This window comes from Pseudomonas sp. ATCC PTA-122608 (assembly GCF_001952855.1).
Taxonomy (GTDB): domain Bacteria; phylum Pseudomonadota; class Gammaproteobacteria; order Pseudomonadales; family Pseudomonadaceae; genus Aquipseudomonas.
The window spans coordinates 77,332-90,206 of sequence record NZ_LPNO01000053.1; the positions used below are offsets into that span (position 1 = coordinate 77,332).

The following is a 12,875-nucleotide window of genomic DNA, read 5'->3' on the forward strand; positions in this document are numbered from 1 at the left end:
GGTTTGCCTGCCTTGACGCGGTGCTCTCGGGTTTTTCGCGAGCAAGCTCGCTCCTACGGTGGCTTTGGGTGGCTGAGTGCCACTAACCGTTATAACGAGAATTCCGGCAGGGAACAACAGACCGGATGGCCGGTATAGAGAGGCGGAAGGTTCGCCGGGAGGGAGGATAATCCCCCGTAGGAATTGTCATTCAAAACGGGGGAGGAGTTTTACAGGGTCAGTGTCAGGCGTTTTACCAATGCGCCCGGTAATAGATTGGATGAGGTATTGCGCTGGCTATACGTACTCGCCGACAGCAGCAATTCCCGATCAGCGGTCAATGCCTCCAACTGCGAACCCAGCAGGCTGTACACGCTGTCATCAAAACGCATGGTGCTGACCGGCGCCTTGATCTCGCCGTCCTCGACCCAGAACGTGGCGAAGCGGGTCATGCCGGTCAGGCGCGCGGCGGGCTGGTCGGAGTAGTTCAGGTACCACAGGTTGCTGATGTACAAACCGGTGCCCAATTGCTTGAGGATATCGGCCTGGGCCAGGCTGCCGGCGGCCATCTGCAAGGCGCTGGGCGATTCATCGCTGCTGGCGCCGTTGGTGCTCAAGCCGTATTCGGCCGCGCTGCGGGAGTTCACCAGTTGGCCTTCGGCCTTGCCGGCATTGATCAGCTTCACGTCGCTGCGGGGATAGCCGTCGCGGGAAAACGCCGAGCTCAGGGAGCCACTGACCTGTTCGTCTATGGCCACCAACGGGCTCAAGGCCTGGTCGCCGTTGTACAAGCGTTGCAACGGGCTGCCTTTACTGGCGATGGACTGGGCGGAAAAACCGCCCCAGGTCAGCATGCTGATGATCTCTTCCATGGCCGCCGGCGCCAGGTAGGCGCGGTACTGCCCGGGCGCCAGCGGGTGCAGCGGGCGGCCGAGGAATTCCAGTTGCTCGCGGGCCTGCTGGAAACGCTGGGCGAAGGCCGCGCTGTCCCAATCGTTGCCGGCGTAGCTGGCTTTCACCGCTTCGCCGTTGGCGTGGAACAGGCTGAAGTCGAAGTTGAAACTGTTGGCCTGGTGCCAGCCAAAGGCGCCTGATGAACTGGCGAAGCCACGACTGATCGGGCCAGCGGCGTAGAAGCCGACCATGTCCACGCCCTCGGCGGCCACACTGATTGCTTCCAGCACCTGGGCCAGGTCCGGCAGCGGCCGGGCCTGCTGGTCCTTGTTTTGCCAGGCGTTTTGATTGAGCAGCAGGTACGGATCCTGCGGCAACAACGGCAAGGTCTCGCGCAGCTGTTGCAGGCCGTCGGCCAGGCGCTGGCGATCCAGCTCAGGCTCGCCCGCCAGGGTGATACCGAGGTCGGCGTGGCGCCCGTCGTTGATCAGCTTCAGGTTCAGGCTGGCTTGTTGCACCTGGCCGGCCTGGCGCACTTTGCCGTGGTTGAAACGCACAAACTCTGACGACTCGTCGGCGTAGCCGAGGTGGAATTGTTCGTTGTCGGTGATGGCCTGCTTGAGCCAGTCCACCAGGGCTTTGAAATTGTTCATCAGGCGTCTCCCCCGAATACGTCCACGTTGTTGAACACGCAGGCCGGCGATGCATGGCCGACGCGGATCACCTGGTTCGGTTCGCCCTTGCCGCAGTTCGGCGTGCCCAGGACCCTGGAGGTGCTGGCGTCGCCGACAGCGCTGAGGTTGCGCCAGAACTGCGCGGAAATCGCCCGGTAGTTGGGGTTTTTCACCACGCCTTTGAGCTCGCCGTTTTCAATCAACTGGCCCCATTCGCAACCGAACTGGAATTTGTTGCGCGCGTCGTCAATCGACCAGGAACGGTTGGTGGACATCAGGATGCCGTTCTCGATACCGCCAATCAGCTGCGCCATGTTCTGGTCGCCGACCTCGATATTCAGGTTGGCCATACGGTCGATGGGCGCGCGATTCCAACTGCAGGCACGGCTGTTGGCCACGCCTTGCATGCCGGAGCGGTACTGCGACAGCGCACCGCCCAACGGCTTGAGCAGCAGGCCTTCGCGGATCAGGAATTGTTTGCTGGCCTTCGTGCCGTCGTCGTCATGCCCATAGCTGGCGAGTTGCTCGGGAATGTCCGGGTCGAAGGTTACGTTCAGCAGTTTGGAGCCGTATTGCAGGTGGCCGAAGTCGCTGGCCTTGACGAAGCTGGTGCCGGCGTAATTGCGCTCGTCGCCGAGGATACGGTCGAGTTCCAACGGGTGGCCGATGGACTCGTGGATCTGCAGGATCATCTGGTCGGGCATCAGCAGCAGGTCGCGCGGGCCTTGGGGCGTGTTCGGTGCCAGCAGCAGTTGCAGCGCCTGCTCGGCAATCTGCGGCGCGGCGCCTACCAGGCCGAAGCGGCTGATCACGTCAAAGCCGCCTTGCTGGCCGAAGTTAGTGCCGCCCAGAGTGCGGGTCTGGCTGTCATTGCCATCGTAGGCCGTGACGCTGACGCCGGGGAACACAAACCGCTGGGCCTGGCGCAGTTCGGCGCCGGCGCTGTTGAGGTAGATCTGTTCGACGTGGGTGGTGCCCAGGCTGACTTCCCAGTTCACCAGGCGCTCGTCCTTGGGCACGGCGGCCGATTCGGCGCCGAGCAGTTGGTAGCAGTCGCTCAGGGACGGGAAGGGCTGGTCGAGGTTAGGCGACAGGTAGTCGGCGATGTCGCTGGACACCGGCTGGTCGCGCAGGTCGAGCAGGGCGTGAGGTTTGATCAGACGGGCTTGCTGTTCGGCGCGCTCGAGGGCGGCTTGCAGGCCGGCCAGGGAAATGTCGTGAGTGGCAGCGTAGGCTTCGACGCCGTTGAGGCGCACGGTGAGCATCGCGCCTTCGTCCTGGCTGAGGTGTGGCGGCTCGGCGACGTTTTTGCGTACCGACAGGTACTGGCCGGACTCGCGGACATAGCGCAGGGAGAAGAATTCGGCGGTGGTGCGCAGGGCACCGAACTGCTTTTTGAGTGTGGCGTGGTGTTCGAACATGGGGCCTTCCTTGTGGGCGGCTCGGCGCGGGCAGGCGAACAGAGTAGGCCTGGGCTAGGGAGCTGATCAAGGAAAGTGTAGGGGAGGGGTTTTGCAGTGTCTGGTCGGGCCTCTTCGGGAGCAAGCCCCCTCCCACATTTGATCGGGTTCACACGGTCAAAAGGTGGGAGCGGGCTTGCTCGCGAAGGGAGCGCCGCGGTGTATCAGTTACTGCGCAGTAGGACCTACTTCACGCATCGGCTTGCCACGCACCGGCGCATCGCCTGCTACGTAGTAATCCGCAGTGCTGCGCGGCAGTGGCTGGCGGCCACGGATCTTGTCGGCGATTTTCTCGGCGATCATGATCGTCGGCGCGTTCAGGTTACCGGTGGTGATGATCGGCATGATCGACGCATCAACTACGCGCAGACCCTGCATGCCATGCACACGGCCTTCGGCGTCTACCACGGCCATCTCGTCGGTGCCCATCTTGCACGAGCAGGACGGGTGGAACGCAGTTTCGGCGTGCTCACGGATAAATTTATCCAGTTGCTCGTCGGTCTGTACGTCGATGCCCGGGCTGATTTCACGGCCACGGTATTGATCCAGTGCCGGCTGTTGCATGATTTCACGGGTCAGGCGGATGCCGTCGCGGAATTCCTGCCAGTCCTGCTCGGTGGCCATGTAGTTGAAGAGGATGCTCGGGTATTCCCGTGGGTTCTTCGACTTCAATTGCACGCGGCCACGGCTCGGCGAACGCATGGAGCCCATGTGTGCCTGGAAACCGTGCTCTTTCACACCGTTGCTGCCGTTGTAGTTAATCGCCACCGGCAGGAAGTGGTACTGGATGTTCGGCCAATCGAAGTCTTCACGGGTACGGATGAAACCGCCCGCTTCGAACTGGTTGCTGGCGCCGATGCCGGTGCCGTTGAACAGCCATTCGGCACCGATGGCCGGTTGGTTGTACCAGAGCAGCGACGGGTACAGCGAGACCGGTTGGGTGCACGCGTATTGCAGGTACAGCTCAAGGTGATCCTGCAGGTTTTCGCCGACGCCAGGCAGGTCGTGGACCACCGGGATGTCGAGGCTTCCCAGCAGTTTCGCCGGGCCTACGCCGGAGCGTTGCAGCAGTTGCGGCGAAGCGATTGCGCCGCTGCACACCAGGACTTCCTTGCGGGCACGGGCTTCAACACGCTCTTCGGCAGCACCGATCAGGTAACGCACGCCGACGGCGCGCTTGCCTTCGAACAGGACTTTGTCGGTCAGGGCGTGGGTGACGATGGTCAGCGTCGAGCGCTTCTTGGCCGTGTCCAGGTAACCGCGAGCGGTGCTGGCGCGACGACCGTTTGGCGTCACGGTACGGTCCATCGGGCCGAAGCCTTCCTGCTGGTAGCCGTTCAAATCTTCGGTACGCGGGTAACCGGCTTGTACGCCTGCTTCAACCATCGCGTGGAACAGCGGGTTGTTGCCGGCCTTTGGCGTGGTCACGCTGACCGGGCCGTCGCCACCGTGGTAGTCGTTCGGGCCGATGTCGCGGGTTTCGGCTTTACGGAAGTACGGCAGGCAGTCGAGGTAGGTCCAGTTTTCCAGGCCCGGCAGTTTCGACCAGTTGTCGTAGTCCATCGCGTTGCCGCGGATGTAGCACATGCCGTTGATCAGCGAGGATCCACCGAGGCCTTTGCCGCGACCGCATTCCATCCGGCGACCGTCCATGTGTGGCTCTGGATCGGTTTCGTAGGCCCAGTTGTAGCGGCGGCCTTGCAGGGGGAACGCCAGCGCGGCTGGCATTTGGGTACGGAAATCGAGACGGTAGTCCGGGCCGCCGGCTTCCAGCAGCAGGACAGTGACGCCTTCGTCTTCGGTCAGACGGGTCGCCAGGGTGTTACCGGCGGAGCCGGCACCCACAATGATGTAGTCGTATTCTTGGGACATAAAATGCACCCTCATGTAAGTGGTTCAAGCTGCTTTTGTGGCGAGGGAGCTTGCTCCCGCTCGACTGCGCAGCAGTCGCAAAATCAGCGAACGAGTTCGGTCTGGCGAACTGCGATGCCTGGGATGGGGCTGCTGCGCAGCCCAGCGGGAGCAAGCTCCCTCGCCACAAAGGCGCACCCCTGGCTGGCAGGTTTAGAACACCGAGGCGTAGTCGCCCAGCTCAACCTGTACCGATTTGATGCGAGTGAAGTTGTTCAGCGAGCTGATCCCGTTTTCACGGCCAACGCCCGACTGCTTGTAGCCGCCCACCGGCATCTTCGCGTCGGACTCGCCCCAGGCGTTGATCCAGCAGATACCGGCTTCCAGCTGATGAATCACGCGGTGCGCGCGGTTCAGGTCTTTGGTCACCAGGCCAGCGGCCAGGCCGAAGTCGGTGTCATTGGCACGACGGATCACTTCTTCTTCGGTGTCGTAGGTGAGGATGCTCATCACCGGGCCGAAGATTTCTTCACGGACGATGGTCATCTCGTCGGTGCAGTCAGTGAACACGGTCGGGGCCACGTAGGCACCCTTGGCGAATTCGCCGTCGGTCAGGCGGTCGCCGCCGCACAGCAGGCGCGCACCTTGCTCTTTACCTTTGGCGATGTAGCCGAGCACGCTTTCCATGTGGGCGAAGCTGACCAGCGGGCCGAAGTTGGTGTTTTCATCTTCCGGGTTGCCGATGCGGATGCGTGCAACGCGCTCGGCGATCTTGGCTTCGAACGCGCCTTTGAGGGCGGTCGGAACGAAGACGCGAGTGCCGTTGGTGCAGACCTGGCCCGAGCTGTAGAAGTTGGCCATCATCGCGATGTCGGCGGCGCGGTCGAGGTCGGCGTCGTCGAAAATGATCAGCGGGGATTTGCCGCCCAGTTCCATGGTGACTTCTTTGAGCGAGGAGCTCGAAGCGCTGGCCATGACTTTCTTGCCGGTGTCGGTGCCGCCGGTGAAGGAGACTTTCTCGATGCGCGGGTGCTCGGTCAGCCAGGTGCCGACTTCACGGCCGCTGCCGGTCAGAACGTTGAACACACCGTCCGGAACGCCGGCTGCGGTGTAGATTTCAGCCAGTTTCAGGGTGGTCAGCGAGGTGACTTCGCTTGGCTTGAAGATCATCGCGTTACCGGCCGCCAGGGCCGGTGCGGATTTCCACAGGGCGATCTGGATCGGGTAGTTCCACGCGCCGATACCGGCCACGACGCCCAGCGGCTCGCGACGGGTGTAGACGAACGAAGTGTCACGCAGCGGGATCTGCTCGCCTTCGATGGCGGGCACCAGGCCTGCGTAGTATTCCAGCACGTCGGCGCCGGTGACGATGTCGACGTATTGGGTTTCGGAGTACGGCTTGCCGGTGTCGAGGGTTTCCAGGGCGGCCAGCTCGTCGTTGCGCTCGCGCAGGATGTCGACGGCACGACGCAGGATGCGCGAACGCTCCATGGCGGTCATGGCGGCCCAGATTTTCTGGCCCTTTTCGGCGCTGACCACAGCGCGCTCAACGTCTTCTTTAGTAGCGCGTTGCACGTTGGCGAGAACTTCACCGTTAGCCGGGTTGATGGCTTCGAAAGTGGCATCGCTGCCAGCGTCGGAGTAGCCGCCGTCAATGTAGAGTTTTTGCAGTTCGAAACGGGCCATAAAGTCCTCGCAAGTGCATCAGTGGTTGGCGTTAACCGCCGAAGGTGGGCCATAAGGTTCTGGCAACACCGGCCGGCAGCCGTTCAGGGGTTGAGCGTTTATGTGTGCTCTAACTCACCTGCTTGGCCAATTGGAAATCCATGTATTCGTAAGCGATCCGTTGCGCCTGCTCCGTGTCGAAAGCGTCTCCCGACAGGGCGCCGCGCAACCACAAACCGTCGATCAGGGCCGCAAGGCCTCGGGCTGCGCTGCGTGCCTCGGACAACGGCAACGCTCGGCGGAACTGGCAGCACAGGTTGGAATACAGACGGTGATCGTTGATCCGCTGCAGCCTGTGCAATGACGGGTGGTGCATGCTGGTGGCCCAGAAGGCCAGCCAGGTTTTCATAGCCGGGCCGTTGACTTGGCTGGCGTCGAAGTTGCCTTCGATGATCACCTGAAGATGAGCCCGCGGGCTGTCATCTTTCAGCGCCAACCGGCGCTCGGTGACGTTCTCGATCAGGACGTTCATCAGGTACCGCATCGTGGCGGCGATCAGGCCATTCTTGTCCTGAAAATAGTGACTGATGATGCCATTCGAGACACCGGCCAGACGGGCGATCAGCGCAATGCTGGCATCTCCCATCCCGACCTGATCGACCGCAGTCAATGTGGCTTCGATCAACTGCTGGCGGCGTATGGGTTGCATACCGACCTTGGGCATCGTGCACCTCTCCTTAGGCCTGCCAACGGGCGATAAACGTCCGTCGGCTTGTGGGCCAGTCTATTTTGTTTTGATTGAACGTTCAATCAACAAAGAATAAGATCTGCGACAAATGGTCGCTGCCTACAGGTATTTCCTACGTGCATGTGGCGCCACCTGACATCGGGAAAACCCATGAAACAGCCCGGCACAGCGGTTCGCCGAGGGTTCATGGTTTTTCGGGGTGTCTTTATACACCCGTCCGTCGACTGCCGAAAAATCGATGGCTCGGGTCATGCGTTGCCTTGTGTTTCTCTGCACTGCCCGGAGCATCTGTGCCATGAGTTCTGCCTCTCTTATAAAGACCCCGCCGGAAAAGGTGCGGGTCAACGGTTGGGTGTTCTACACCTCCACCGCGCTGATTCTGTTGTTGACCGCGATTCTGATTATCGCCCCGCAGGAAGCCGGCAGGATGCTCGGTGTGGCCCAAGCCTGGTTGTCGAAAAGCTTTGGCTGGTACTACATGGTTGTGATCGCCGCCTACCTGGTGTTTGTGGTGGGCCTGGCGTTTTCGTCCTATGGGAAATTGAAACTGGGCAGCAAGGACGACACCCCGGACTTCAGCTACGGCGCCTGGGCCGGCATGCTCTTTTCGTCGGGCATCGGCATCTCGCTGCTGTACTTCGGCGCGTCCGAGCCGCTGGACCACTACTTCAACCCGCCTGAAGGCGCGTCGGCCACTGGCGACGCTGCGCGTCAGGCATTGCAGTTGACGTTCCTGCACTGGGGCCTGCACGGCTGGGCGATCTACGCACTGGTCGGCCTGGCCGTGGCGTACTTTGCCTACCGTCATAACCAGCCGCTGGCCTTGCGCTCGGCGCTGTACCCGCTGGTGGGCGAGCGTTGGGTCAAAGGCGCGGCCGGTCACGCGGTGGACGGTTTCGGCATGTTCGTAACGCTGCTGGGCCTGGTGACGAACCTGGGGATCGGTTCGATGCAAGTGTCCTCCGGGTTGGAAAACCTGTTCGGCATGGAGCACAGCAACACCAACCTGCTGATCGTGATCATCGTGATGAGCACCGTGGCGACTATTGCTGCCGTGTCGGGTGTGGAAAACGGCATCCGCCGCCTGTCCAACCTGAACATCGTGCTGTTCAGCGGCCTGCTGATTTTCGTGCTGCTGTTTGGCCCGACCCTGCATTTGCTCAACGGCCTGGTGCAAAACACCGGCGACTACCTGAACGGTATCGTGCTGAAAACCTTCGACCTGTATGTGTACGAAGGCGACGCCGACAAGACCGAACGCTGGATGGGCCTGTGGACCCTGTTCTACTGGGCCTGGTGGATTTCCTGGGCGCCATTCGTGGGCATGTTCATCGCACGTATTTCCCGTGGTCGTACGGTGCGTGAACTGGTCGCGGGTGTGCTGCTGATCCCGTTGGGCTTCACCCTGGCGTGGTTGTCGATCTTCGGCAACTCGGCCTTGGACCTGGTGTTGAACCATGGCGCGGTGGAGTTGGGCAAGACCGCACTGGAACAGCCGTCCATGGCGATCTACCAGCTGCTTGAGCATTACCCGGCGTCGAAAATCGTCATCGGTGTGTCGATCTTTGTCGGCTTTGTACTGTTCCTGACCCCGGCGGATTCCGGCGCAGTGATGATGGCGAACCTGTCCTGCAAGGGCGGCAACGTTGACGAAGATGCGCCGCACTGGCTGCGGATTTTCTGGTCGGTCGTCATCACGCTGGTGACCATCGGCCTGCTGTTCGCCGGTAACTTCGAAGCCATGCAAACCATGGTGGTGCTGGCCGGCCTGCCGTTCTCGGTGGTGCTGATCCTGTTCATGTTCGGCCTGCACAAAGCAATGCGCCAAGACGTGGCGATCGAGCTGGAGCAGGCGCAATTGGCTGAACGTGGTCGGCGTGGTTTCAGCGAGCGTTTGACTGCCCTGGACCTGCAACCGAGCCAAGGTACCGTGCAGCGCTTTATGGACAAACACGTCACGCCGGCGCTGGAAGAAGCGGCGACTGCGTTGCGTGATCAGGGGCTGGAAGTGCAGACCCTGCTGGGTAAATCCAAGCGCTGCATTGGTGTGCGCATCGAGATGGAAGAGGGTAATCCGTTTGTCTACGAGGTGAGCCTGGATGCTTATTCGTCGGCACCGAGCGACTTGCCCGAGGAAGAGCGCACGCGTTACTACCGCGCCGAGGTTTACCTGCACAACGGGCCTCAAGAGTACGACCTGATGGGCTTCACCCAGGAACAGATCACCCGGGACGTGCTCGATCAGTTTGAAAGCCATCGGCAGCTCCTTGGCCGTGTCTATAGCTGAGTGTTGAAAGGACAGGTGGTGTCGTTACTGACACCACCTGAGCAAAATGTGGGAGCGGGCTTGCTCGCGAATGCGCAGTGTCAGTCAGTACATCTGACACTGATACACCGCATTCGCGAGCAAGCCCGCTCCCACATTTATTTTGCGGTGTCTGTTAGCCCAGGTTCTTGCCCAAGAGGGCGTGATAGAGCTCGCTGTCACCCAGAATCCCTACCACCTTGTTGTCGTCCTGCAGCACCAGCTTGTTCCCTGTCTGGTACCGAATCTGCAACGCATCGCGCATCCCGATATTGGAATCCACCAGCGTCGGTATCCGTCCCAAACCTTCCACGGCTTGCCCCGGTGCCCAGTTCTGCAAGTTCAGCACCGCGCCGTTCTGCCGCGCCCCCTTGATGGTGTTGCCTTCCGCCAGGTCCAGCCACGAGTCACCGCCCGGGTCCAGGCTGATGGAGCCGTTGACGTGGGTGCAGTTATCCAACGTGCGCATCAGGCTGCGGCCACACAGCACATTCAGCGGGTTGGTGTGGGCCACGAAGGTCCGCACATAGTCATCCGCCGGGTTCAGCACGATCTCTTCCGGCACGCTGTACTGGATGATCCGGCCGTCTTTCATGATCGCGATGCGGCTGCCGAGTTTCAGCGCCTCATCCAGGTCGTGGCTTACAAATACGATGGTCTTGCTCAGCTTGCGTTGCAGCTCCAGCAACTCATCCTGCAAGCCCTGGCGGATCAGCGGGTCGAGTGCGGAGAAGGGTTCGTCCATCAGCAGGATATCGGCGTCCATCGCCAACGCGCGGGCCAGGCCGACACGTTGCTGCATGCCGCCGGAAAGCTCGTCGGGCTTCTTGTTGCGCCACTGCGACAGGCCCACCAGTTCCAGCTTGTCGTCCACCAGCTTGCGCCGCTCTTTCTCCGGGCGGCCCTGCATCTCCAGGCCGAAGCTGATGTTTTCGCGCACCGTCAGCCAAGGCATCAGGGCGAACTTTTGAAACACCATCGCGATGCGCTGGGTGCGCATCATTTTCAGCTCGGCGGGGGTGCAGGACGCGATGTCGATCTGCCGACCTTCATGCTCCACAAACAGCTTGCCGCGGCTGACGGTGTTCAAGCCGTTGATGCAGCGCAGCAAGCTCGACTTGCCCGAGCCGGACAGGCCCATCAGCACGCAGATCTCGCCTTTCTCGACATCCAGGCTGGCGTTTTCAACGCCGACAATCTGCCCGGTCTTTTTCAGGATCTCGTTGCGCGTCATGCCCTGGTCCAGCAGCTTGAGCGCTTCGCGTGGGTCTTTGGAGAAGATCACGTCGACATTTTCGAACCGGATAATGCTCATGCATCACCCCCTACTTTGGCGTCGGGTTGTTTGCAGATGCGGTCGAGCATGATGGCCAGCAATACGATCGCCAGGCCCGCTTCAAAGCCCAGGGCGATGTCGGCGGTGTTCAGTGCGTTGACCACCGGTTTGCCGAGGCCGTCGGCGCCCACCAGGGCTGCGATAACCACCATCGACAACGACAGCATGATGCATTGGGTAATGCCGGCGGCGATGCTCGGCATGGCGTGGGGCAGTTCAATCCGCGAGAGCAACTGACGGCGCGAGCAGCCAAAGGCCTTGCCGGCGTCCATCAACTCTTGCGGCACATCACGGATACCCAGGTAAGTCAGACGGATAGGCGCGGCAATCGCAAACACCACCGTGGAAATCAGCCCGGGCACCACACCCAGCCCGAAGAGGGTCAGGGTAGGGATGAGGTAGACGAAGGTCGGTACGGTCTGCATCAGATCGAGCACCGGCCGCATCAGGGTGTAGAACATCGGCTTGTGCGCGGCAACGATGCCCAGCGGCACGCCGATCACCACGCAGACCAGGGTGGCGAACAGCACCTGCGCCAGGGTCTCCATGGTTTCCTGCCAGTACCCAAGATTCAGGATCAGCAGGAAGGAGGCGATGACAAACACCGTCAGGCCCCATTTGCGTTGAATGAAGTGAGCGAGCAGCGCAATCAGACCGATCAATGCCAGTGGATTGAACCAGGTCAGCGCGAACGTCACGCCGTGGATCATCGTTTCCAGGGTCGATGCGATTGCGTCGAAGTAGTTGGCCCCGTGTTGGGTCAACCATTCAACGAAGGCAGCGATGTACTGGCCTAGCGGGATTTTATGTTCAGTCAGCATGGTAGTGAATGTCCACATGCGAAGAGGAAAAACATCCCGGGCCAGCGTACCGGCCCGGGGTCAGCGGTTACTTGGCGAGGTAAGCTTTGACGGCCTCCAATCCTGGTTTGCCATCGACCGTGGTGACACCGGCGAGCCAGGTGTCGAGCACTTGCGGGTTCTTCTTCAGCCACGCCTTGGCGGCGGCGTCAGGCTTCATTTTGTCGTCCAGGACGTTACCCATCAGGGTGCTTTCCATGTTCAGGGTGAACGACAGGTTTTTCAGCAACTGGCCCACGTTGCTGCATTCCTGGGTGTAGCCCTTGCGGACGTTGGTGTAGATGGTGGCCTGGCCGTAGTTGGGGCCGAATGAATCATCACCCCCGGTCAGGTACTTCATCTTGAAGCGGGTGTTCATCGGGTGCGGTTCCCAGCCGAGGAACACGATGGCCTGGTCGCGCTTGGTGGCGCGTTCCACCTGCGAGAGCATTCCGGCTTCGCTGGATTCAACCACTTTGAAACCTGCGGTTTTCAGGCCGAAAGCGTCTTTGTCGATAAGGGTCTGAATGGTGCGGTTGCCGTCGTTGCCCGGCTCGATGCCGTAGATCTTGCCGCCCAGCTCATCCTTGAATTTGACGATGTCGGCGAAGTCTTTCAGGCCCTTGTTGTACAGCGCTTCCGGTACGGCCAGGGTGTACTTGGCGTTTTCCAGGTTGGCGCGCACGGTTTCCACGGTGCCGGCATCACGGTACTGCTTGATGTCGTTTTCCATGGTCGGCATCCAGTTGCCGAGGAAGATATCCATGTTCTTGCCATCGGCCAGGGACTTGTAGGTCACCGGTACGGAAATCATCGTGGTGCGGGGTTTGTAGCCGAGGCCCTTGAGAACTTCGCTGGTGGTGGCGGTAGTGACGGTGATGTCGGTCCAGCCGACATCGGAGAAGTTGACGGTCTGGCATTGCGCCGGTTCTGCAGCGTGAGCCAGGACTGGCAGACTCAGCATGGCGGCCAACAACAACGACGGTGAACCTTTCATGGGGGTGGACTCCTGGTGTTTTTCTGGCGGCAATAACACCGCGCTTATAGGTGTTGCGGTTGGGCGTGCGGCACAGCTCTGCCACGCAACTGTGCAAACGAGTCGAGACTGATCATGTACCAGTGAA

General features: G+C 61.0%; 9 protein-coding genes. 1 reads left to right on the forward strand and 8 read right to left on the reverse strand.

What is annotated here, in order from left to right:
* Positions 1-209 precede the first annotated feature (209 nt).
* The 5 genes from AU074_RS30035 to betI all read right to left on the reverse strand — a co-directional run bounded on the left by AU074_RS30035 (position 210) and on the right by betI (position 7,247).
* A complete protein-coding gene (locus AU074_RS30035; RefSeq protein WP_076017803.1) occupies positions 210-1,526 on the reverse strand; it encodes a TldD/PmbA family protein in 1,317 nt (438 codons plus the stop codon).
* Complete coding sequence (locus AU074_RS30040) at positions 1,526-2,968, reverse strand: TldD/PmbA family protein (RefSeq protein WP_076017804.1); 1,443 nt, start codon at positions 2,966-2,968, stop codon at positions 1,526-1,528. The genes AU074_RS30035 and AU074_RS30040 overlap by 1 nt, the downstream gene beginning before the upstream one ends.
* A gap of 207 nt (positions 2,969-3,175) precedes the next feature.
* The gene (gene betA / locus AU074_RS30045; RefSeq protein WP_076017805.1) at positions 3,176-4,879 is read right to left on the reverse strand and encodes a choline dehydrogenase; all 1,704 of its coding nucleotides are present in this window, start codon (positions 4,877-4,879) and stop codon (positions 3,176-3,178) included.
* Between the two features lie 192 nt (positions 4,880-5,071).
* Complete coding sequence (gene betB / locus AU074_RS30050) at positions 5,072-6,544, reverse strand: betaine-aldehyde dehydrogenase (RefSeq protein WP_076017806.1); 1,473 nt, start codon at positions 6,542-6,544, stop codon at positions 5,072-5,074.
* A gap of 109 nt (positions 6,545-6,653) precedes the next feature.
* Positions 6,654-7,247, reverse strand: a complete 594-nt coding sequence (gene betI, locus AU074_RS30055; RefSeq protein WP_010167549.1) for a transcriptional regulator BetI — start codon at positions 7,245-7,247, stop codon at positions 6,654-6,656.
* Positions 7,248-7,623: 376 nt separating this feature from the next.
* Here betI and AU074_RS30060 point away from each other — a divergent pair, with 376 nt between their 5' ends.
* Positions 7,624-9,558 carry a BCCT family transporter gene (locus AU074_RS30060; RefSeq protein ID WP_256576989.1) on the forward strand — a complete coding sequence of 645 codons (1,935 nt, stop codon included), beginning with the start codon at positions 7,624-7,626 and terminating at the stop codon, positions 9,556-9,558.
* Positions 9,559-9,712: 154 nt separating this feature from the next.
* Here AU074_RS30060 and choV read toward each other — a convergent pair whose 3' ends face one another.
* The 3 genes from choV to AU074_RS30075 all read right to left on the reverse strand — a co-directional run bounded on the left by choV (position 9,713) and on the right by AU074_RS30075 (position 12,748).
* Positions 9,713-10,891 (reverse strand): choline ABC transporter ATP-binding protein, encoded by a 1,179-nt coding sequence (gene choV, locus AU074_RS30065; protein ID WP_076017808.1) that lies wholly within the window; start codon positions 10,889-10,891, stop codon positions 9,713-9,715.
* On the reverse strand, positions 10,888-11,733 hold the full coding sequence (choW, locus tag AU074_RS30070; RefSeq protein ID WP_076017809.1) for a choline ABC transporter permease subunit: 846 nt from the start codon (positions 11,731-11,733) through the stop codon (positions 10,888-10,890). The genes choV and choW overlap by 4 nt, the downstream gene beginning before the upstream one ends.
* Before the next feature lie 67 nt (positions 11,734-11,800).
* Positions 11,801-12,748: a choline ABC transporter substrate-binding protein gene (locus AU074_RS30075; RefSeq protein ID WP_017476446.1), complete on the reverse strand. Its 948-nt coding sequence runs from the start codon at positions 12,746-12,748 to the stop codon at positions 11,801-11,803.
* Positions 12,749-12,875: the final 127 nt, after the last annotated feature.